Raw genomic sequence first — 22,089 nt, 5'->3', positions numbered from 1 at the left:
ACGGCGGCCGCGGCGGAACGCTCGCCCAGGAGATCATCTTTCAGGTCGAGCACGCCCGGGCGCAGGCACCGTACTGGGTGGGGGTCCACGGTCGTGACCTGTTCGGCCCGACCCTGCTCGCGTTCGGTACCCCCGAGCAGAAGGCCCGCTTCCTCCCGAAGATCACCGCGGTCGAGGAGTTCTGGGGGCAGGGCTTCAGCGAGCCCGAAGCCGGCAGCGACCTGGCCGGCCTGCGTACCCGGGCCGAACTCGACGGCGACGAATGGGTGATCAACGGCCAGAAAATATGGATGACCTTCGGTAACTACGCCGACTGGCTGTACGTCCTGTGCCGCACCGACCCGGACGCCCCGAAACACCGGGGGATCTCTATGATCCTGGTGCCCCGCCACCAGCCGGGCGTCGAGGTACGGCCGATCCGGAACATGGCCGGTGGGGCCGAGTTCGCGGAGGTCTTCTTCACCGAAGCCCGTACCAGCAAGGACCTTGTTGTGGGTGAGATCAACGGTGGCTGGCGCGTGGTCATGGGGACCCTGGGCAACGAGCGCGGCGGCACCACCGTGCTGCCCTTCCAGGCCGGGTTCGAGCGCGAGATGCGGGCGCTGATCGACCTCGTGCGATCCCGGCCGAGCGACCCGGTGCTGCGGGACCGCATCGCGTCGGCCTACGTCGGGCTCCGGGTCATGCAGGCGATGAACATCCGCACCATCTCCCGGGCCGTCGCGAACGCCCACCCCGGACCCGAGTCGTCGATCTCCAAGCTGTTCTGGTCCACCTGGCACCGCGACTTCGGCGAACTACTGATGGACGCGACGGGCGCCGGTTCGATGCTCGTCGAGGACGACTACCGGCTCAGCCTGTTCCAGGCGAGCTTCCTGAACTCCCGGGCAGAGACGATCTACGGCGGCGCCGTCGAGATCCAGCGCAACGTCCTGGGCGAGCAGGTCCTGGGCCTGCCCAAAGAACCACGCTGACACGTCGTCCCCAGCCGCGATCCCCCACCGGCCCACCACAGCGTCGACCTGATGATGTGAATCCGGTGCTGTTGTAACAGCACCGGATTCACATCGTTCCCACCATCAGTCCGTTCCCATCATCAGCCCCGGGGCCCCGGACGGCGGCCAACCGGCGAGTCCGGGGAAGCGCTAACCGAGAACGTCGTCGGCTGCCAGCCGGCCACCGGGTACGGGAGCACCGGTCAGTGCACCGGCGTCGAAATCGTCGGCGAGCGGGGCGAAGTGCGGCGGTCGACGCTCGATGAAGCTGCGCATGCCCTCCACGAAGTCGGCTGACCCGTTGGTCACCGCCATCACCTGCAACGAGCCGCGCAGCGCCTCGTCCAGGCCGACCTCGAGGTCGCCGTAGACCTGGTGCCGGATGGCCGCCAGGGCGGTCGGTGCACAGTTACGGGCCAGGTCGCCCGCGTATGCCTGGGCCTGCGCGAGTACGTCGTCGCGCTCGACCACCCGGCTGACCAGCCCCAATCGGAGGGCTTCGTCCGCGTCGAAGGTCCGGGCCGACAGCAGGAGGTCAAGGGCGTTCTCCAGCCCGACATACCGCGGCAGGACCCAGCTCAGGCCGTACTCGGCCGCGAGCCCACGACGGGCGAACGCGGTGGAGAACTTCGCACCCCTGGCGGCGAAGCGGACGTCGCACATGAGCGCCTGGACGAGCCCGATGCCGGCGCACCCACCGTTGATGGCGGCGATCAGTGGCTTGCGCAGGGTCCGCGGCCGGTACTGCGGCGGTCGTCCCGACAGGTCGAGCCCCTTGCCGGCCTTCTCGTTGAGGCGGCTCGCGTCCATCCCGGGGCAGAAGGTCGTGCCCGCGCCGGTCAGGACGACCGCGCGGACATCGGCGTCCCGGTCCACCCGGTCCAGCGTCCCGAAATAGGCCGCTTCCAGGTCTGGTGACCAGCCGTTCTTCCGGTCTGGACGATTGAACGTCACAGTTGCGACACCATCGCCGTCGGTCGTGCACAGGACCAGATCGTCCGACACCACAGTTCCCTTCGAAGTGGACATCAGCGACCGCAAGCCGGGCACCCGCCGATGCGAAGCAGCCGGCGAGCGCCGGCCGGGCACGCGCGCGAGTTCAGTCCTTCGCCGCGACCCCGGGCAGGGTCGGGGGCAGACCCGGGTCGTGGTCGGCGAACAGTCGCGGGCCCTCGGTCACGAGTTCCTCGGTCGTCCAGGCCCGTTCGCCCGCGTCAATGGTGGCTGCGACCTCCCAACCGCGGAAGACCGAGACGACCGAGCCGTAGACGTGGAAGATCTGGCCGGTGATGTCGGCCGCGGCCGGGCTGGCCAGCCATCCGACCAGCGGGCTGACGTGCTCGGGTGCCCGGTTGTCGAACGCGCCCTCCTCCACCTGCCCGTAGCCGGCGAAGGTCTGGGTCGTCATGCGGGTACGCGCCCGGGGCGCGATCGCGTTGGAGGTCACCCCGATCCGGGCCAGCTCGCGGGCCATCACGACAGTGAGCGCGCTGATCCCGGCCTTCGCGGCCGCGTAGTTGGCCTGGCCGAAGTTGCCGACCAGACCGGACTCACTGGTGGTGTTGATGAGCCGGCCGTAGACCTCCTCACCCGCCTTCGCGCGGGCCCGCCAGTAACGGGCCGCGAACCGGGCCGGCGCGAAATGGCCCTTGAGATGCACCTCGATGACGGAGTCCCAGTCGTCCTCGTCGAGGTTGAAGAACATCTTGTCGCGGACGAAACCGGCATTGTTGACCAGGACGTCCAGCCCGCCGAACGTGTCGACAGCCTGCTGAACAAGCCCGTCGGCGCCCTTCCAGTCCGCGACGCTGTCGAAGTTCGCGACCGCCTCGCCGCCGGCTGCGACGATCTCATCCACGACCTGCTGTGCGGGCCGCCCCTCGTCCTTGCCGGCACCGTCCCAGGCCACGCCCGGGTCGTTGACCACGATTCGGGCCCCCTGGCTCGCGAGCAGCAGCGCGTGCGCCCGGCCGAGACCGCGGCCCGCGCCGGTCACAATGGCCGTCCTGCCGTCCAGCATGCTCATTTCTCTCCCTGATCGGTTACCCTGCGGTCACTGTCGACGGTTGGGCGATGACCACTGCGGTGCCGACCACTGCGGTGCTGACCACTGCGGTGCCGAGCACTGCGGTGCTGACCACTGCGGTGCCGAGCACTGCGGTGCCGAGCGCTCAGCTGCGGACGGCGTCGAAGACCTCCGGCCACATGGCCGGGTCGCTCTCGTAGGTCGCATAGAAGGTGATCCGCGTGGCGACGTCGCCGTACCGCTCCCGCAGGCCCTTACCGACCTCCGCGGGTGAACCGACGACGGAGAACGTCCGAAGGATCTCGTCGTCGATCAGGTCGCCCATCTCCGACCAGCGATTCTGCTTGCTCATGCGGGTCAGCTCGGTCTGCAGGTCGCCCCAGCCGTGCAGCTCCAGGACCCCGCGGTAGGCCGGCGTGGAGGCGTAGAAGGCGATCTGCTTCTTCGTGCCGGCGATGGCGGTGGCAAGCTCGGCCTCGTTGCGGCCCACCGTCGCGAACGCCGGGCCGGCCAGGACGAAGTCCGACAGCGTCCGGCCGATCTTCGCCCGGCCCCGCTCCAGGGCCGGAATGGTGACCTCACGCAGGTAGCGCGGCGTCGAGAACGCATGGAAGAACATGCCGTCAGCAACTTCGGCGGCCACCTCGGTCATCAGCTCGCCGACGGCCGCGAGGTACACCGGCGGCGGGCCCCACTCGTGCGCCTCGGGAGAGAAGAACGGCGTCATGAGGGTGTGGGTGTAGAATTCGCCCTCGAACGACAGCGGTGTTGCGTTCTGCCACGTGTCCCAGATGGCACGCATGGCGAGCACGAACTCACGCATCCGGGCTGCCGGCCGCGACCACGGCATCGAGAAGCGCCGCTCGATATGCGGCTTGACCTGGGAACCCAGCCCGAGGACGAACCGCCCCCGGGAGTAGCGGGCAAGATCAAAACCTACGTTCGCCAGCGTCATCGGCGTCCGGGCGAAGGCGATCGCGATGGAGGTCCCGACCGTCAGATCCCGGGTGGCGTCAGCAGCCCGCAACGACAGCAGGAACGGATCGTGTCGTGTCTCGCCCACCCACAGGCCGTCGTACTCCGCGGCCTCGGCTTCCCGCGCGTTGCGATGGACGGCGTCGATGTCCTTTGGAAGCGTCGTATCGATCTTCACAGAGCCTCCCCGGCTGGCCGACAGGCGGCGCGCCGCACCCGGACGCACCCAAGGACATGAAGATGCCTCATCTGTATTGTCTACCTTATTCATAGGCGAGGCGACCAGACCTTCACGACCTGCCCGCCGTCCGGACGAAGGGGACCAGCATGCAGGTAGGCCTCTACTTCGACCTCCGCAACCCACCGGACCGCCGCCAGGACCCCACCCGCCTGTACGGGTTCACCCTGGAGATGTGCCAGGAGGCGGAACGACTGGGCGCGGACTCGGTCTGGGTAACCGAACACCACCTGTTCGATGACGGCTACCTCCCGCAACCGCTCACCTTCGCGGCAGCCATCGCGGCCTGCACACGCCGGGTACGCATCGGGACCGGCATCATGATCGCACCGCTGCACGCGGCGGTCGAGATCGCCGAGCAGGCGGCGGTGGTGGACATCATCAGCGGCGGCCGCCTCGACCTCGGCCTGGGCGCCGGCTACCGGATACCCGAGTTCGAGCTGTTCGGCGCCGACCCGGCGAAGCGGTACAGCGCCACCGACGGGCGGGTCCGCGAGCTGCGGCGGATCTGGGCCGACGGTCGGGTGACCCCGCGTCCCGTCCAGGACCGGCTGCCCATCTGGCTCGGGTACCTGGGACCCAAGGGCGCCCGGCGGGCCGGTCTGCTCGGTGAGAACCTGCTGTCGGCCTTCGGCGGGATCGCCGAGCCGTACCGGGAAGGGCTCGCGGAGGCCGGGCACGCCCCCGAGATCGCCCGGATGGGCGGCGGCATCCAGGGCTGGGTCAGCGACGACCCGGAACGCGACTGGCCGGTCGTGAGCAGGCATCTCGGCTACCAGCTCGACTCCTACCGCCGGCACATGGTGGAGGGAACCGACACCCCGACGCCACGGCCGGTCGATCCCGACCGCATCCGGGCTCGCGAAGCATCCAAGAGCCCGCTCGACTACTTCCACTACGGCACGCCCGAGGATGTCGCAAGCAGCATCCGGGCCTTCGTCGGCGACGCGCCGGTTGACACCGTGTACCTGTGGGCCTCCCTCGGCGGGATGCCCGAGGAGCTCGTAGCCCAGCACGTCAACGTCGTGTGCACCCGTCTCGCGCCGCTGCTGCGCGCGGTGGATGCACCTACGCCGCCACCGGCCGGGTAGGCGGCCGGGTAGGCGGGGCCACCTGAGGACGGATCCCCCACGGGAACGCTGGATTTTCGGGGAAACCCTTTCTTCCACCGGCGCGACAATCGGTGCCGACCTCAACCGAGCACGTCAAGGACGCTGGCCTCATCGAAATGCTCCAGGACGACCTGGTTGGTCTCCACCAGATGGCGTCGCCAGAAAACCTCCGCCCCGGTGGCGTCACCGGCCGCAATGAGATCGACCAGCCGCCGATGCGCACGCAGGGCGAGATCGTCCTCATGGAACTCCGCCCCGCTACCGGACGGCAGCGTAGCCCGATGCGCCATCGTCACGCCGGTGACCAGATGATGCAACATTCTCGTCAGCACCGCCAGGGTATGGTTACCGGCCAACTCCACCATTGTCTCGTGGAAGTCGGTGTGCGCCGGAATCAGACTCTCCGGACCGGCCAGGCGCTGCTCGTCGGAATCGAGATGCGCCGTAAGCGCCTCGATATCCCGCCGGCGCCGCCGCGCCGCCAGCAGCCGGGCCGCCGGTGGTTCAATCACCGAACGGGCTTCCAGCACGTCGGCAACAGTCACATTGTCGTGTTGGAGGACCAGCCCCACAAAATGCGCCGCCACATCACCATTTGGAACATGCACCCGCGCCCCGCCGTGCGCACCGCGGCGCACGCCGATCAGACCCTCGGACTCCAACACCCGGAACGCCTCGCGCAGCGTCGGCCGCGAAACATCGAACCGCGCCATCAGGGACGCCTCGTTGGGGAGGCCGTCACCTTCTCGAAGATCACCGCGAATAATCTGCCGACGCAGGGCGGCCGCCACCAGCTCAGCGGTCTTGGGCACCCGGACGTGACCAGTCGCGTCGATGTCGGCGGGTCGTCTGTTCATCAACCCATCGTATAGTTCATTCAGCCATCACCGAAGCATCTTGGGCATAGCCGTCACGCCGGCGCCGTGGGGTAGCAGCCGGTGTGACCCGTGGGCCGTCCCGGGCCCCACGGCAGCCCGTACCACCGCCGCCCGGCGCGGGCCCCGGGTAGACAAACATGGCGAAGTGCGGTGCACACACCATAGTCTCCTCATCCGCACCCACTGCCCTGCTCCAGCTGCCCTCCTACCTCCGCCGCCGCGGGCAGCACCGACCCGCCAGTTCTTCCTCAGGAGTATGAAATGACCCATATCGATACAGCCATCCTTCTGATTCGCCTCTGCGTGGGTCTCACCCTGATCGCCCACGGATGGAACCATCTGTTCGGCGGTGGCCGGATAGCGGGCGCAGCCGGCTGGTATGGGTCCATGGGCCTGCGCCCGCCGCTCGTGCAGGCCTGGATGTCGGTGCTGTTCGAGTTCGCGGCGGGCATCGGCCTCGCCGCCGGCTTCCTCACGCCGCTGGCCGCGTCAGCCGCCGTCGGCCTCATGGCGGTCGCGGGAGTGGTCGCACACCGGCGGAACGGCTTCTTCGTGTTCCGCGAGGGCTACGAGTACGTCCTGATGATCGCCGTGATCGCGATCGGGATCGCCACCGCAGGCCCGGGCAAAGCCTCGCTCGACCACGCGATCGGCCTGGGCGGAGCCGGCTGGACCGGCTTCGCGATCTCCACCGGTGTCGGTCTCGCGGGGGCCGCCGCGCTCCTGGTGACCAGCTGGCGGCCACAGCCCGTCAAACAATAAGAGCAGGCTATTGTTACCCCGCGCGCCGGAGCGCCCGGACGTCACGGCGCGTGGATTTCTTCATGTTGTCGACGAAAAATTTCCCAGGTGGCGATACGTACGGATGAGAAGAACGCGGTTGCCCGGCGCCCGGAGGAACCGCGCGCCGGAGCTCCTCCTCAGCGCGCTGTTCGGATGGATCCTGCTGTGGGCACTGACAAATCCGCCGGGAACCGCTCCGGATGAGCCGAGCCATTACACGAAGGTCGTGGCGGCGGGACACGGAGACATAGTCGGTGCCACCGTCCCGTTCGCGGAAATACAGGCGCTGCGAGCATTCAACGAGGATTCGCTCCGCCAGGTCCGTAACGCCTACCGAAGCTTCCTGCTGCCAACCGACCTCCGCGTCACGACGAATCCTCCGTGTACCGCGTTGCACCTGGATGCGTCGGCGACCTGCCTGCGCCGGCCGGCGGTCGTTCCAAACGGTCGGGTCAACAGCATTGTCGGAGCGTATCCACCCTGGCTGTACATACCCGCGGGAGTACTCACCCGGGCCGCCTGGTCGGTTCAGTCCGGCTACGTCCTGGCGCGCCTGGGGTCCGCCTTCATCTCGGCGGGGTTGCTCGGCGCCGGCCTGTGGCTTCTGCTGGGCGGGCAACCGCCGGACCGGATACGCAGTCAACGGCCCCTGCTGCTGGCCGGCTTCGCGGTCGCGGTCACCCCGATGGTGCTCTTCCTCAGTTCGCAGGCGGGTACCAGCGGCGCAGAGGTCACCGGGGCGATCGCGTCCATCGCGGCGGTGCTGCGCCTGTCCCGTGCCCAACAGCCCACGGCCCGAACCTGGTTGGTCGCCGGCGCCGTCCTGGCCACCACCGCGCTGAGCCGTCCGCTTGCTCCGCTGTGGGTGGCTTTCGCGATCACGATCGGGATCGGCCGTCTCGGCGGACCCGCGGTGCTGATGCGAGTACGCGGGGCTGGCCGACCCGCGGCCGCGGCGGTGACGGTCGTCGGGGCGGGGATCGCCGCAACGGTGCTCTGGACGCAGGCTCTGTCGCTGCGGACCCCGGTTCTGTGGGGCCGTCTCGGCCACGGTCTCGCGGTCGCGATCGGCCTCGCCCCACAGTCCGCGCGCCAGGCCGTCGGGGTTTTCGGCTGGCAGTCGATCCCCATCCCGGGCGCCGTGTACTGGCTGTGGGGGCTACTGGCAGCAGGGCTCTTCCTCGCCGCGTTCGCGCTCGGCGGTCGGCGCGATCGCGCGCTGCTTGCGGGCAGCCTCACGGTGGTCGTGGCCGGCTACGAACTGCTCGCCGCGGCCGTGTTCATCCAGAACGGCTTCGGCATGCAGGGCCGCTACATTCTACCCGCGCTGGTGATGCTGCCCCTGCTGTCGGTGGAGGTGCTCGCCGACCGCATGCCCGCGCGCCTGAGCGGGCATGCGGCCACGGTGGCTACCGGCGTCATCGCCATGACCGCGGTCAGCCAGTTTGTCGCCTGGGTCGCCAACAGCCGTCGGTACGCGGTCGGCGTGGACGGACCGCTGTGGTTCGTATCGGGCTCGGCGTGGTCGCCATCGGGCGGCTGGCTTGTATGGCTGGTCCTGGCCTGCCTGCCGGTCATGATGGCCTTTGCCGCGGCCCGGTCATCCGCCGCTGTGCGGCCCGACCGACCGCACAGTCCGGGTGCCCACCGCCACGCCGCGACCGACGATGCCGACGATGCCGAGAACCGAACGACGCAGCCGACGCCACCGGGCAATCCAGGTGGCATGCTGCACTTGGACAACTCGGCGTAGAAAAGATCGCGGAGGGGGCGCCGTGGCTGTTGCGCCAGAGGCCAGCCGCATCGTGGCCAGCCGGTACCGGCTCATCGAACGGCTCGGCACCGGCGGAATGGGCACGGTCTGGCGCGCCTTTGACGAGGTGCTGCTGACCGAGGCGGCCCTCAAGGAGGTCGATCTCGGCGGCGATCTTGATCCGTTCGAGCGGGCCGACCGGGTTGAAAGGGCCTTGCGAGAGGCCCGGCATGCCGCGCGGCTGCGGGGCCATCCACACGTGGTGACCATCCTCGACGTGGTTGTCGAGGATGGTCTGCCGTGGATCGTCATGGAGCTGGTGCCGTCGCAGTCGCTGTTCCAGCTGGTTCGCGATCACGGCCCGCTCCCCGTCGCCGAGGTGGCCCGCATCGGCATCGGGATCGGCGACGCCCTGTCCGCCGCGCATGCGTTCGGGATTCTGCACCGCGATGTGAAGCCCTCGAACGTGCTGATCGGAACGGGCGGCCGGGTGGTCCTGACCGACTTCGGCATCGCGACCCGTGACAGCGACTCCGCGCTCACCGTCACCGGAGTGCTCGGAACACCGTCGTACATGTCGCCGGAGCGGTTGAACGGCGATCTGGCGACACCCGAGGCGGACCTGTTCGGCCTCGGCGCGACCCTCTACTTCGCCGTGGAGGGGAAGCCGCCGTTCTATCGGGAGACCTTTGCCGCGATGGTGGCGGCGATCCTGTTCCAGCCCCCGTCGCCGACCGACCGGGCGGGCCCGCTGGCCGACGTCCTCGCCGGTCTGCTGGACAAGGATCCGCGTACCCGGCTGACGTCCCGCCAGACCCGCGGACTCCTGATCGACATCGCGACGGCACGGCCACCGGTCGGCGCGCCGCCCCCAGCCGGTGACCCGGCGCGTCCGAGTGGACACCCACGGATCATCAGCCGGGACAACATCGGCCCGCACTACGCCTTCGACAGGGCACCCGAGAACGCGGCACCAGGGAACGCGGCACCAGGGAACGCGGCACCCGGGAACGCGGCACCCGGGCTCCCGGCGACCGCCCGAGATTTCCGGGCCATCCCCGCTGATCCGGCCGACCGGCCCGTCGACCGGCCGGCCGATGAACGCGATGTACTCGCGCCGCCGTCCAACCTGACCGCCACGCAGGAAGACGGCGCGGTGGTCCTGCGATGGAGCCCGCCGGAATCGTCCGGCCCGGTGTCCTTCCGCGTCCTGCGGGTGGTGGCGGACCCGGCCGCTCCGGGCGGGCGGTTCGAACGCAGCCTCGGCACGACCGGCTCGACCGAGCTGTCCGACGCGGGCGTCCCGCACGGCGTGACACTCTGGCACGAGGTGATGTCGGCGGCCGCGGGCCGACGCTCTGCGCCGGCCCGCACCCCGCCACTGATGATTGCTCCGGAGGTCACCGAGCTGCGTGCCCGGATGGACGGCGACGGCGTCGCCCTGTCCTGGACCCTCACAGCGGGATACGACGATGTGCTGGTCGAACGGGCCTTTGACGAGTCGTCGTCGTTTCACGGCGCCACCCGTCGGGTTCGCGCCGCCGGTGGCGGCCATGTCGACCGTGACGTGCAGACCGGGGCCACCTACCGCTATCGGGTCCGGGTGTCCTACCCGGACCCGCTCGGGGCGCTGGCCCACACCGCGGGCGTGGATGTGGTCCTGAAAGTGATCGCCAGACCGCGTCCGGTGTTGGACCTTGAAGCGGACAGTGACGGCGCGATGACAACCCTGCGGTGGACGACTGTCCCCGGCGCCCTGGTGCGGATCTACGCCACCGAGGCGTCCGCGGACTTATCCGAGCACCCGCTGAACCAGCCGCCCGACGGTGACCTCTGCGCGACTGATCCGTTCCTCGCGACGGGCCCGTTCGGCCCGGTCGACCAGGAGCTGCCCGCGGACTCGTTGGACGGGCGTGAACACCTGGTCGGCTCGAGCCGGCGCGGACGTCTCACCGTGACCGCCGCCGGCAGGCCGGTCGTGTACACCCCGGTCAGCATCGCCGGGAACCGGGCGGTGCTTGGCCGTTCGACCCACCACCTACCCGTCGAAGGCATCCATGGGTTGCAGGCCGTCGACCGTGGCAACAAGATCGTCCTGACGTTCCAGATGCCACCTGGGATCACCGAAGCCCGCGTGCTGTGGCGCCATGACACGATGCCGACCGGGCCGGACGATCCAGCCGCCCAGAGCGCAAAGGTCACCAACGCAAGTCTGGAGATCAGAGGTGGCTGGCACCTGGGCGCACCTGAGCCCGGGCTCACCTACCACTTCGCCGTGTATCCGCTGATTCGGTCGGCGGGCGGGGTCAGGGCGCTACCCACCGGCGCCCATGTGGTGGCCCGCGCCGGCTCCCGTTGACGACCCGGACGCGGTCGGCCGCGGTCGGCCGCCGCCGCCGCCGAACGGAGCACCCCGATCAGCTCGACAGAAAAGCTATCTGGCAGGCGACAAATGGATACCTTCCCGCCATCAAAAATTTTAAAATGCCAATTAATGCGTTGCATTAGATAGCCAATTACCGATCGTCATGTGATCGACCACGAACGCTGTGAATCCGCATCGCGACCCACCTTCCCCGCGTTCCTCGTCCCCCGGGTACACCGGGACAAGAACGGGACACATGCCAGACCATTTCGGGGCCACTTGAAACCTCCCGGACACAGGCGCACCGGACTGTGATCACGCAGGCTTCAACCGATCGGCGTGCTCGGATCCACCCATTTTCGATACTGGCTCACTGGCACCAATTCTCCCCGCGATGAGTTCTGTGGCCCGATCGTGATCCCCGCAGGCGCGTAGCGGGCACCCGCCGGCCACCCATCGGCAGCCAAACCGAGCTCGCCAGATGTGCATCCGTTGTTGATGCCACCACGGACGCCCGATCTGTCTCATACAGAAGACAGAACCGCGCAAACAGGCGAGCAGCATCATTGGTGAAACAGAGTGACACCCAACAATTCATCATGGGAACACCTTTTAACGCCGATGATCAGGTGGCGACCATACCGGGACCTCAGCCTGCAGGCACCCGAACCTGTTGGGTGTACCCCCGCCCAACCCGGACTAATCCCCCGGGTAGAGTCGTCTCGCCCACGGGGGGAGACCAGTGGGTTACGGTTTTCGCCCTACGCCGTGGCACGGCCGGGGCACGAAGGCCACACACGAACGCTCGCCCCAACGAGGCGCCAAGGCACGGCGTCGGACGAGAGGACCGGATGCTCCAGAACTGGCCAATCCGCTCCAAGTTGGTCGCCATTCTCATCCTTCCGCTGGTGGCGCTGACGATTTTCAGCGCCATCCAGGTACGCACGAACCTCGCGAGTGTCAGCGCAAGCGATCGGATCCGGACCCTCGCGGGTTTCTCGGTCAAGGTCAACGACCTTATCGATACGGTCCAGCAAGAACGCTTCGCCACCACCGCCTACGTCGGCTCCGGCTACCGGAACCGTGCGGATGACGCGGTCGCGACGCGTACGAAGGTCGACCCGGCGATCGAGACCTACCGTGCTGCTCTCGCCGCTCTTCCGGCCGGCGCCACCGAGGACCTGCGAGTAGCTCTGGACACCATCGCGGGCCAGATCGCCGGTCTTGGCCCGCAGCGCAAGCTGATCGACACCCGGGAGGCGCAGACCGAGAAGAACTCCGACTTCTACACCGCCTTGATCGGAGACCTGCTCGATCTCGATGCCCACGTCGCCACTGGTAGTAAGAGCGCGGACCTGGTGAGCACGGCGGCAACGCTGGTGAGCATCTCCCGCGCGAAAGAGGCCGTGGAGCTGCAGCGAGGCTCCGTAGCCCAGATCCTCTTTCTCCACCAGTCGAACGTCGGCTTGATCAAGCTGATCCAATCCAACGGAGGTGCCGAGGAGGCGTGGCTCAAGGAGTTCCGCGACACCGCGACCCAGTCCGAACAGGACTTCTTCAACCAGGCCGTTGGCCCGACGGCGAACCAGATGGTCCAGATACGTGACGAGACTGTCTTCGCTTCCCAGCTGGGCCGTCCCCCGACAGTGGATCCCCTGCAGTGGCTCCCTGTAACCGGCACAAAGATCGAGAAGCTACGTCAAGTCGAACGTTTGATCGCCGACAATCTCGCGGCCAAGAGCAACGCGATCGCCTCGAGTGCGACCCGTGACGCCTGGCTCGGAGGTGTCGGCGTCGCGCTGGTCCTGGCCGTGTCGATCGGTATTTCGCTGCTCGTGGCGAGTCCGATGATCCGCCAGCTCCGGCGCCTGCGGGGGGCGGCCCTCGAGGTCGCGCACAAGAGTCTTCCAGAGGTTGTGGAACGGCTCCACCAGGGGGAACAGGTGGACATCGACAACGAGGTGTTCCCCATCGTGGTCCAAACAAAAGACGAGATCGGCCAGGTGGCGGATGCCTTCACCACCGTCCATCAGGTTGCTGTGCGCACCGCTGTCGAACAAGCCGCGATGCGGAAGAGTATCGGTGACACCTTCCTCAACCTGGCCCGTCGCAGCCAGGCGCTCATCCACCGCCAGCTCAAGGTCATCGACGGCCTGGAACGCAAGGAAACCGACCCCGACGAGCTGGCTGAGCTGTTCCGGCTCGACCACCTCGCGACGCGCATGCGGCGTCACGCTGAAGACCTCATCGTGCTGTCCGGATCGAAACCAGCCCGTGGCTGGCGCCGGCCGGTCCCGCTCAAGGACGTCGTCCGTGGTGCGGTCGCTGAGGTGGAGGACTACACCCGCGTCAAGGTGCTGCCGATCTCCGGTTCCGCCGTCGGTGGCCACGCGGTCGGTGACGTGATCCACATGCTCGCCGAGCTGATCGAGAACGCCACCTCCTTCTCGCCACCGCACACGCCCGTCCACGTCTCCGGACACGAGGTCTCCAACGGCTGTGTGGTCGAGGTCGAAGACCGCGGTCTCGGTATGACCGACGAGGAATACAGCGCGGTCAACGAACGGCTGAGCAACCCACCCCCCTTCGATCTGCAAACCAGTGAGCGACTCGGCCTGTTCGTCGTCGGCCGCCTGGCCCAGCGGCACAGCATCCAGGTCCAGCTGCGGCCGTCACCGTACGGCGGGACCCTCGCCATCGTTCTACTACCCACAGCGCTGTTGCGCGCCGCTGACGGAACCACCATCGAGTCGAACCCGGCGACGTACGAAGAGGGCGCTGGGCCGGTCCCCGCCGGCTCGTTCGCAAGATCGTTCGACGGCTCCGCCGAACCCGATGAGTTCGGTGAGCTGATGTCCGTGGGCGCGCCGGTGGCGGCATCGAGTAACGGAAGCGGCGATGACCGGCCGCTCATGGACGATCTGCCGGTGTTCGCCACGATCCGCTCAAGCTGGTTCGTCTCCGAGCGGGAGGCGACCGGCGACTTCAGCAACGGCAACCGCGGCGAACCCTCCCGCCCGCGGCCGCAGCTCAGCCCGTCGGCGGAGCCCGATGACTGGGCGGAACTCCCAGGCCCGTCGACCCAGTTGCCCGACTCGTCGGATAAGTGGGGTCAACCGCCGGACACCGGTGCCCACCGGGCCGAGCCAGCCGGCCACTGGGACGAGCCGGTCGACACCTCGACCCAGTGGGTCACCGGCGGGTTCAGCGACAATGGCCTGTCCGATCGGGTTCACGCCCCCGACTCCCCGTCGTTCCCACCGGCGCCACCGTTGTCCCAACCATCGTTCTCCCAACCATCGTTCTCCCAACCATCGTCGTTCTCACCGGGACCGTCATCCACGCCGGTATCGGCGTTGCCGCCCGCTGAGACGGCGAGAACCGACACGGGTCTGCCGAAGCGGACGCGACGGGCAAGCCTGGCGCCCGAGCTGCGGGGAGCGCCCACGACCGACGCCACGACACCGCCGGTCCTTGCCGGGCCGCGATCACCAGAGGAAATCCGCAACATGATGTCGTCCTTCCAGGCCAACTTCGGTCGAGGCCTGCAGGCCGGACCCAATCCGAACGGCGACGACGCCAGGAAGGTGATGTGATGCGCCATATCGGCCCGGCCGAAAACATGAGCTGGCTGTTGAACAACCTGACCCGAAAAGTACCGGAGGTGACCTACGCAATCGTGCTGTCAGCGGACGGTCTCCTGTTGGCGACGTCGAACGGTATGGACCGCACGACCGCCGACCAGCTCGCGGCGGTCGCGTCGGGATTCAACAGCCTCGCCCGGGGCGCCGGGCGATTCTTCCGCGGCGGCAACGTCCGCCAGACGATCGTCGAGATGGAACAGGGATTCCTGTTCGTCACCGCTGTCGGCGACGGGTCGTGTCTGGCCATTCTGAGCACGCCCGGATCGGATATCGGTCTGATCGCGTACGAGATGGCCCTTCTGGTCATCCGTGTCGGCGAGTTCCTGAGCCCCGAGCTACGCGCCGAAATGCAGGCGGCATTGCCGCGCTGAGCGCCACCCCGGTGGGCTGAAGGCGACGCGACGGCGGCTCTGTCGCGTCGCCGGAAGCCCCGCGGGAACCGAACCCACGCCCTGATCAGGAGGACCGGTGGACGAGGAGTGGTATGACGAGGATGCAGGTCCGGTCGTCCGCCCCTACGCCGTCACCGGCGGCCGAACGCGGCCGGCGGCCAATCGTGCGCTAGAGCTGGTAGCTCTGGTGTCGACGACGGCGCACGGACGGGCAATGGTCCGGAGCCTCGATCCAGAGCAGCAGGACATCCTGATGCTCTGCCGGAGCATCCAGTCGATCGCGGAGATCTCCGCCCAGCTCAAACTTCCGATCGGCGTGGCACGCGTCCTCGTCGGCGACATGATCGACGCTGGTTTCGTACACGTCACCCGCCCGGCCCGACCGACCGAGCGTCCCGGCGTAGCGCTGATGGAGAAGGTGCTCGATGGACTTCAGACCCTCTAGAACAGATACCACCGGCCCCGCGCCCAATGCCGTCAAGATCATAATTGCCGGTGGATTCGGCGCCGGAAAGACGACGTTTGTCGGTACGGTCAGCGAGATCCCCCCGCTCACGACCGAAGCGGCCCTGACCTCGGCGAGTCTCGGAATCGACGACACATCGCAGGTCAACTCCAAGACCACAACCACGGTTGCCATGGACTTCGGTCGGATCACCCTGCTTGACAGTGTGATCCTCTACCTGTTCGGCACGCCCGGCCAGGACCGTTTCTGGTTCATGTGGGACGAGCTGGTCCTCGGTGCCATCGGCGCGATCGTGCTCGTGGACACCCGCCGGCTCTCGGACTCGTTCCCGGCGGTCGACTACTTCGAGGAGCGGGATATTCCGTTCCTGGTGGCGGTCAACCGGTTCGACGGGTCGAAGGAATACACACTCGACGACGTACGCAACGCTCTTGACATCGACGCTCGGAGGCCCATCGTGTTCTGCGACGCCCGTCGGCGGGAATCCGTGCGCCAGGCCCTGGTCGCGCTGGTCCGCCACGCTCTGGATGTCGTGGCAGCCGAGACCCGACACCGGGGTCTGCTGTCCGAGGCCAGCGCCCACGTCGACTAATTGGCGCGGGAGAGGAAAGTGCTTGATCTTCTCGGCCTCGACGACGTCGCCCTCGCCTCCTACCGGTTGTGGCTACGGCACGAGGACCTGACCACCGAGGACGTGGGCCTGGCCCTCGGGCTCCCCGCAAGCATCATCGCCCGGGCCCGCGACAGGCTGGTCGAGCTCTCGCTGCTGGTCATGTCCCGTGATCATCCGGGCCGCCTCGTCGCCGTGCACCCCGAGGTCCCCCTGGAACAACTGATCCGCCAGCAGCACGACCAGCTGATCCGCCGGCAGGAGCAGCTCGTCCGCGCGCGCCTGCAGGTGAGCACCCTGGTCGCCGACTACCTCCAGGGTCGCCAGCCCGGCGACTCCGGTAGCGAGGTGGAACACCTGGACAGCGCCGATGCAGTGCGGATCAAATTCTTGGAGCTGGTAACCCGGGCGGAACGGGAGGTACTCGTGCTGCACACCCAGCCTGGGCAGCAGCTGGCCGCGACCCCGGAGGGTACCCGAGCGCTCCTACGGGCGCTGGAACGCGGGGTCACCATACGCAGTATCTGTTCCCGGCCGGCGCACTCGGATGACGCAACCGCCGCGTACCTGCGCACCGCTGCAGCGCACGGCCTGGATCTACGGGTGGTCGACACCGCTCCGGTGGACCTCACCACCGTCGACCGCCAACTCGGACTTGTCCTGCTGATGCCGAGTCCGAACAAGAGCGCTGCGCTGCTGCTGCGCGAGCCGGCGCTGACCAATCTGGTCGTCATGTTGTTCGATCAGATGTGGGGGCTCGCCGAGCCTGTCGGGTTTGACGGCGACTCGCTCGAGGGAGCCGACGCGCTCGAGGGACCCAACACGTCCGCGTCCGGCGACGGTCCGGCTCATCGTGCCATAGACGATCACGACTATGGGAGTGTCGACCCCGAGGGCAGGGAGCCGACAGACTCCGAACGCGTCCTTCTGCGGCTCCTGAGCCTCGGCGCCAAGGACGAGGCTGCGGCCCGTCATCTGGGCGTGTCAGTCCGCACCGTGCGACGGATGATCGCCGATCTCATGCGCCGGATGGACGCACGCAGCCGCTTCCAGGCCGGCATCCTCGCGGCGGAGCGAGGATGGTTATAGCAGCATTGAACGTTTAACGGTTTCGTGTTGGCATTAAGTTGCCACTACATGTTCCTGCCAGATCAACTTCGAGACACGAGCGGCCCAATACAGCATGCTTCCGTAGGGACAGGGACGAGGTCAGCGCTAGATCGTAGATCCTGCGGCGGTACGAGAAGGGCGGGCCCGACGGATCACCTCGCGATCCGCTGGGGCCGACATCATCACATCGCCAGAGGCCTGCAGGTTACAGCCGCTGATCAAATCCTGGGACAGGCCCGCGCCGACGGTCCTGTCATATCGTCAACACATGCCGGCGCCGATGCGACACCGACGTTGCACGCGCCTGCCCGAGCTCTTCCAGATATAGTCAGGGAGCACGCGTGTCAAGGTTCTACGGTCAGGTTTGCCCAACTCCTTCCGGGCCCGCCCGATGACACACCGGACTCTTATCGTCGCCCGCATGGACGCCGGCGACGAGGCCGCCGTCGCCGATATCTTCCGCGAGTCCGACGATGGGCAGCTGCCCCACATGCTGGGTGTTGTCCGACGAAATCTGTTCAGTTTTCACGGACTGTATTTCCACCTGATAGAAGCGGCTGACGACGTCGCCCCCGCGCTGCCCGCCATTCGCGAGCACCCGCTGTTCGTCGACGTTAACACAAAGCTGGAGAAGCACATCACCGCGTACGACCCGGACACCTGGAGCAGCCCGCGGGACGCGATGGCCCGGAACTTCTACTCCTGGACCGTCGACTGACGAACAGATCGACCGACCATCGGGTCACCGTACTGAGGCCGACTCGCGTCGCCGCTCGAGCTGCAGGTGCCGGGTCCCGCTGGACCGACGGGCGTGCGATCGGTGTTCATCTCCACGTCCCCGAAACGCCCACGTCCCCGAAACGCCCACGGACCCGCCGGCCCCGCAGTCCGGTCCCACTTCATGGTCACTGTGACCACCGTCGCAAAGGAGAAAGCGTCATGGCACCCGCATGGAGCGCCGCCCGCCTACTCGACTTTCTCGTCGAACAGAGCGTGCTCGCTCCCGACGACCGCCCGGCCCACCTTGACGTCACGTTCGCCGAGGTCGGCGTGGACTCACTGGCATACCTGCACCTGCAGACCGTCGTCTTCGACGCCTTCGGGATCGAACTGCCCGCGGAACCGCCCGCCGACTACACCCTCGCCCAGATCCTCACCGCGATCAACGTCACCGCCAGCCAGGTCGTCGCCTGACGAGCAGGCGTCGGCAGGCGTCGGCAGGCGTGCCATATGGTGAACCGAATGGAGAATAATGGCCGCGCACACGGACAACTCGATCTTCATCGATGCCGATATCGATCTCGTCTGGACGATGACGAATGATCTCGAAACCTGGCCGAATCTTTTCACCGAGTATGCCTCGATAGACATTCTTGAACACCACGAACAGACTTTCCGATTCCGGTTGACCATGCACCCGGATGCGGACGGGAAGGTCTGGAGCTGGGTTTCGGAACGGACCCTCGACCCGGGCAAATACCGGGTCGAGGCGCACCGCGTCGAAACAGGACCGTTCGAGTTCATGAACATCGAATGGACATACGAACCAGAGGGCACCGGCACTAGGATGCGCTGGGTCCAGGACTTCCACATGCGCCCGGAGGCACCCGTCGACGACGAGTGGATGACCAACAACATCAACAACAACAGCCGGCGGGAGATGGGCGTCATCCGCGAGAAGGTCGAACGAGCCGCCCGCGCCGCAAAGCCCCTTGGATCCGAGGAGACGCAGTGACCGTGACCGTGACCGATCAGGCCACCAGACCGGCCGTGGTGTCCATCCACGATGTCCCGGCCAACCGTCGTCGTGGCGGTGACATCCGCACCCTGCTGTCCCCCGCGACGGTGGGCGCGAAGTCCGGCTTCCTCGGCACTCTCACGCTGGCGCCCGGCGAGATCGTCACCGAGCACTGGCATCCGTACTCCGAGGAGTTCCTGTACTGCGTATCCGGAAGTGTCACCGCGCGACTTGACGGCGAGCACACCACGCTGCCGGCCGAGCACGGACTGCTCATCCCGATCGGCATGCGGCACCGGATCGTCAACGAGGGCGGCGAGACAGCCTTCCTCGTCTTCCATCTGAGTCCCCTGGCGCCTCGCCCGGACCTCGGCCACGTGGACACCGAACCGCTCCCCCAAAGCTGACATGTCCGCACCGGAGCACCCCGTGAAGGAGCCGGCAGTGAGAAGGACGGCGATTACCGGCATCGGCGTGGTCGCGCCGGGAGGCACCGGCCGCAAGGAGTTCTGGCACCTGCTGACCGAAGGCCGGACTGCGACCAGGCGCCTGTCGTTCTTCGACCCGGCCCAGTTCCGCTCGCAGATAGCCGCCGAATGCGACTTCGACCCGGCCGCGGCGGGGCTGACACCGCAGGAAATCGCCCGTAATGACCGTTTCGTCCAGTTCGCCCTCGCAGCCGCGACCGAAGCAGTCGCCGACAGCGGACTGGAACTCGGCGGGGACGCGGACACGCCCGGCATGGGAGACACCGACGGCCCGGTGGTGGCTGTCAGCATGGGCAGCGCAGTCGGCGCGACCACCCGGCTGGAGGACGAGTACGTGGTCGCCAGTAACAGTGGACGTGACTGGCTCGTCGACCCCAGCTATGCGTCGTCGTTTCTCTACCACGCCCTGGTTCCAAGCTGCCTTGCCACCGAAGTGGCGTGCCGATTCTCGGCCCACGGCCCGGCGCACGTGGTCTCGACGGGCTGCACGTCCGGGATCGACGCGGTCGGGTACGGCCACCAGCTCATCGTCGACGGCGAGGCCGACATCGTGATCGCGGGCGCGACGGACGCGCCGCTGTCCCCGATCTCCATTGCCTGCTTCGACGCGATCCGTGCGACGTCCGCGCGCAACGACGACCCCGAGCACGCATCCCGGCCGTTCGACGCGACCCGCGACGGGTTCGTGATGGGCGAGGGCTCCGCCGTCCTCGTGCTGGAGGAACTGGCCCATGCCCGGGCCCGGGGCGCCCATGTGTACTGCGAGATCACCGGCTACGCCGCGCGGTCGAACGCCTTCCACATGACCGGGCTGAAGGCTGACGGCCTCGACATGGCGGATGCGATCTCGGACGCGCTGCGGCAGGGCCGGACCGACCCCACCCGGGTCGATTACGTCAACGCGCACGGCTCGGGAACCAAGCAGAACGACCGCCACGAGACCGCCGCGTTCAAGAAGTCGCTCGGGCCGCACGCGTACAACGTCCCGGTGAGCTCGATCAAATCCATGGTCGGCCACTCGTTGGGGGCGATCGGTGCCATCGAGGTCGCGGCCTGCGCCCTGGCGATCGAGAACCGCGTCGTTCCGCCCACGGCCAACTGGGCCAACCGGGACCCCGAATGCGACCTGGACTACGTGCCGAACATCGCCCGCGACCACGACGTCAACGTGGCCCTGTCGGTCGGCAGCGGTTTCGGCGGGTTTCAGTCAGCCATCGTGCTCGACCGCGGCCAGGAGGCCCGGTGAACACCACCCGGCCGGCGCTTCGTCCCGTTGTCACCGGCATTGGAGTGATCGCCCCGAGCGGCATCGGGGCCGAGGAGCACTGGCGTTCGACGCTGCGTGGCGAGCTCCGGGTGGGGCCGATCAGCAGTTTCGACGCGGGCCGGTACGCCACGACGCTCGCCGGCCAGGTCGAGGGGTTCGACCCCGCCGACCACCTGAGCGGCCGGATTGTCCTGCAGACCGACCGGTGGACGTGGCTGGGCATGGCCGCCACCGAACTCGCGCTCGCCGACGCCGCCTACGACCCGGCGGAGCATGATCCTTACGCGACCTCGGTGGTGTTCGCGGCCGGCTCCGGTGGCAACGACTTCGGCCAGCGGGAGATCCAGCGGCTGTGGAGCCGCGGTCGCCAGGCCGTGAGCGTGTACCAGTCCATCGCCTGGTTCTATGCGGCGACGACCGGCCAGACCTCGATCAAACACGGTCTCAAGGGGCCGTCCGGGGTCATGGTCTCCGACGCCGCCGGCGGTCTTGACAGCCTCGCGCAGGCCCGGCGGACCATCCGTCGTGGCACCCCCACCGTTCTCGCCGGCGGTGCCGAGGCTGGCCTCACCCCCTACGCGCTCACCTGCCAGATCACGGGCGGGCGGCTGTCCACCAGCGGTGAGCCGATGGACGCCTACAAGCCGTTCGACCGGTCCGCGGGCGGTTACGTGCCCGCCGAGGGCGGCGCGACGCTCGTCGTGGAAGACCCGGCCACCGCGGGTGCCCGTGGCGCGCCACGGGTGTACGGCGAGATCGCCGGATACGCGGCAACCCACGACGCGCATCATCATCGCGACCCGTCGCCGGACCCACGCTGGTACGCCGAGGCCATGCGCCGGGCGCTCGCAGACGCGCGCCTCACCCCGGCCGACGTCGATGTGATCTTCGCGGACGGCGCGGGCTCCCGCGACCTCGACGACCTTGAGGCACGCGCGATCCAGCTGGCCTTCGGTGCACACGCCGAGCATGTTCCGGTCACCGCTCCCCAGGGCCTGATCGGGCGGATGTGCGCGGGTGGCTCGGCGCTGGCGGCCGTGAACGCGCTGCTGTCCATCCGCGACGGGGTGATCCCCGCGGTGGGCAACCTTGACAACCCGGTGCCCCAGTACCGCCTTGACCTCGTCCGTACGCCGCGCGAAGGCCCCGTGCGGGTCGCCATGGTCAACGCCCGCGGTTACGGGGGCTTCAACAGTTCACTGATCCTGAAAGGAGTCCCCACCGCATAAGAGCGACCGGCAATAGGGGA

At 67.9% G+C, this 22,089-nt stretch carries 20 protein-coding genes; 16 read left to right on the top strand and 4 right to left on the bottom strand.

Going from position 1 to position 22,089, the window contains the following annotated elements; translation table 11 throughout:
- A partial coding sequence (locus U9979_RS02360; RefSeq protein WP_322778071.1) for an acyl-CoA dehydrogenase family protein occupies window positions 1-974 on the top strand: 974 nt, incomplete at its 5' end.
- A gap of 171 nt (window positions 975-1,145) precedes the next feature.
- Here the strand turns inward: U9979_RS02360 and U9979_RS02355 are convergent.
- From U9979_RS02355 to U9979_RS02345, 3 genes are all read right to left on the bottom strand, one after another.
- Entirely contained in the window at window positions 1,146-2,000 is an 855-nt protein-coding gene (locus U9979_RS02355; protein WP_322766893.1) for an enoyl-CoA hydratase-related protein, read from the bottom strand.
- 94 nt (window positions 2,001-2,094) lie between these two features.
- Entirely contained in the window at window positions 2,095-3,021 is a 927-nt protein-coding gene (locus U9979_RS02350) for an SDR family oxidoreductase (RefSeq protein WP_322751261.1), read from the bottom strand.
- Between the two features lie 145 nt (window positions 3,022-3,166).
- Window positions 3,167-4,174 carry an LLM class F420-dependent oxidoreductase gene (locus U9979_RS02345; RefSeq protein WP_322751262.1) on the bottom strand — a complete coding sequence of 336 codons (1,008 nt, stop codon included), beginning with the start codon at window positions 4,172-4,174 and terminating at the stop codon, window positions 3,167-3,169.
- Window positions 4,175-4,323: 149 nt separating this feature from the next.
- Here U9979_RS02345 and U9979_RS02340 point away from each other — a divergent pair, with 149 nt between their 5' ends.
- Window positions 4,324-5,325 carry an LLM class flavin-dependent oxidoreductase gene (locus U9979_RS02340; protein ID WP_322755540.1) on the top strand — a complete coding sequence of 334 codons (1,002 nt, stop codon included), beginning with the start codon at window positions 4,324-4,326 and terminating at the stop codon, window positions 5,323-5,325.
- 101 nt (window positions 5,326-5,426) lie between these two features.
- Here the strand turns inward: U9979_RS02340 and U9979_RS02335 are convergent, their stop codons facing one another.
- Entirely contained in the window at window positions 5,427-6,203 is a 777-nt protein-coding gene (locus U9979_RS02335) for a FadR/GntR family transcriptional regulator (protein ID WP_322751264.1), read from the bottom strand.
- Window positions 6,204-6,485: 282 nt separating this feature from the next.
- Between U9979_RS02335 and U9979_RS02330 the strand changes: the two genes are divergently transcribed.
- The 14 genes from U9979_RS02330 (at window position 6,486) to U9979_RS02265 (ending at window position 22,069) form a co-directional block, all read left to right on the top strand.
- Window positions 6,486-6,986, top strand: a complete 501-nt coding sequence (locus tag U9979_RS02330) for a DoxX family protein (protein ID WP_322778070.1) — start codon at window positions 6,486-6,488, stop codon at window positions 6,984-6,986.
- Window positions 6,987-7,089: 103 nt separating this feature from the next.
- Window positions 7,090-8,760, top strand: coding sequence for a DUF2142 domain-containing protein (locus tag U9979_RS02325; RefSeq protein WP_322778069.1), 1,671 nt, complete (start codon window positions 7,090-7,092; stop codon window positions 8,758-8,760).
- A 22-nt stretch (window positions 8,761-8,782) separates the two neighbouring features.
- Window positions 8,783-11,119, top strand: a complete 2,337-nt coding sequence (locus tag U9979_RS02320; protein WP_322778068.1) for a protein kinase domain-containing protein — start codon at window positions 8,783-8,785, stop codon at window positions 11,117-11,119.
- 857 nt (window positions 11,120-11,976) lie between these two features.
- Window positions 11,977-14,721 carry a sensor histidine kinase gene (locus tag U9979_RS02315; protein WP_322778067.1) on the top strand — a complete coding sequence of 915 codons (2,745 nt, stop codon included), beginning with the start codon at window positions 11,977-11,979 and terminating at the stop codon, window positions 14,719-14,721.
- Window positions 14,721-15,140, top strand: a complete 420-nt coding sequence (locus U9979_RS02310; protein WP_322747959.1) for a roadblock/LC7 domain-containing protein — start codon at window positions 14,721-14,723, stop codon at window positions 15,138-15,140. Before U9979_RS02315 ends, U9979_RS02310 begins: the two co-directional genes overlap by 1 nt.
- A gap of 97 nt (window positions 15,141-15,237) precedes the next feature.
- A complete protein-coding gene (locus U9979_RS02305) occupies window positions 15,238-15,606 on the top strand; it encodes a DUF742 domain-containing protein (protein ID WP_322747960.1) in 369 nt (122 codons plus the stop codon).
- A complete protein-coding gene (locus U9979_RS02300) occupies window positions 15,587-16,219 on the top strand; it encodes a GTP-binding protein (RefSeq protein WP_322747961.1) in 633 nt (210 codons plus the stop codon). The genes U9979_RS02305 and U9979_RS02300 overlap by 20 nt, the downstream gene beginning before the upstream one ends.
- An 18-nt stretch (window positions 16,220-16,237) precedes the next feature.
- Complete coding sequence (locus U9979_RS02295; RefSeq protein ID WP_322778066.1) at window positions 16,238-17,326, top strand: LuxR C-terminal-related transcriptional regulator; 1,089 nt, start codon at window positions 16,238-16,240, stop codon at window positions 17,324-17,326.
- Window positions 17,327-17,738: 412 nt separating this feature from the next.
- Window positions 17,739-18,065 carry a TcmI family type II polyketide cyclase gene (locus tag U9979_RS02290; protein WP_322778065.1) on the top strand — a complete coding sequence of 109 codons (327 nt, stop codon included), beginning with the start codon at window positions 17,739-17,741 and terminating at the stop codon, window positions 18,063-18,065.
- Between the two features lie 221 nt (window positions 18,066-18,286).
- The gene (locus U9979_RS02285) at window positions 18,287-18,541 is read left to right on the top strand and encodes a phosphopantetheine-binding protein (protein ID WP_322768117.1); all 255 of its coding nucleotides are present in this window, start codon (window positions 18,287-18,289) and stop codon (window positions 18,539-18,541) included.
- A gap of 58 nt (window positions 18,542-18,599) precedes the next feature.
- Window positions 18,600-19,082, top strand: a complete 483-nt coding sequence (locus U9979_RS02280; RefSeq protein ID WP_322778064.1) for an SRPBCC family protein — start codon at window positions 18,600-18,602, stop codon at window positions 19,080-19,082.
- Window positions 19,079-19,492, top strand: a complete 414-nt coding sequence (locus U9979_RS02275; protein ID WP_322778063.1) for a cupin domain-containing protein — start codon at window positions 19,079-19,081, stop codon at window positions 19,490-19,492. Before U9979_RS02280 ends, U9979_RS02275 begins: the two co-directional genes overlap by 4 nt.
- Window positions 19,493-19,529: 37 nt before the next feature.
- The gene (locus tag U9979_RS02270) at window positions 19,530-20,819 is read left to right on the top strand and encodes a beta-ketoacyl-[acyl-carrier-protein] synthase family protein (protein WP_416219245.1); all 1,290 of its coding nucleotides are present in this window, start codon (window positions 19,530-19,532) and stop codon (window positions 20,817-20,819) included.
- On the top strand, window positions 20,816-22,069 hold the full coding sequence (locus tag U9979_RS02265; protein WP_322778062.1) for a beta-ketoacyl synthase N-terminal-like domain-containing protein: 1,254 nt from the start codon (window positions 20,816-20,818) through the stop codon (window positions 22,067-22,069). The genes U9979_RS02270 and U9979_RS02265 overlap by 4 nt, the downstream gene beginning before the upstream one ends.
- Window positions 22,070-22,089: the final 20 nt, after the last annotated feature.

It is taken from the genome of Protofrankia sp. Cas4, from assembly GCF_963555915.1.
Taxonomy (GTDB): Bacteria; Actinomycetota; Actinomycetes; order Frankiales; family Frankiaceae; genus Protofrankia.
The sequence above is the reverse complement of the archived record's forward strand: the minus strand, read 5'-3'. Positions and strand labels throughout refer to the sequence as shown.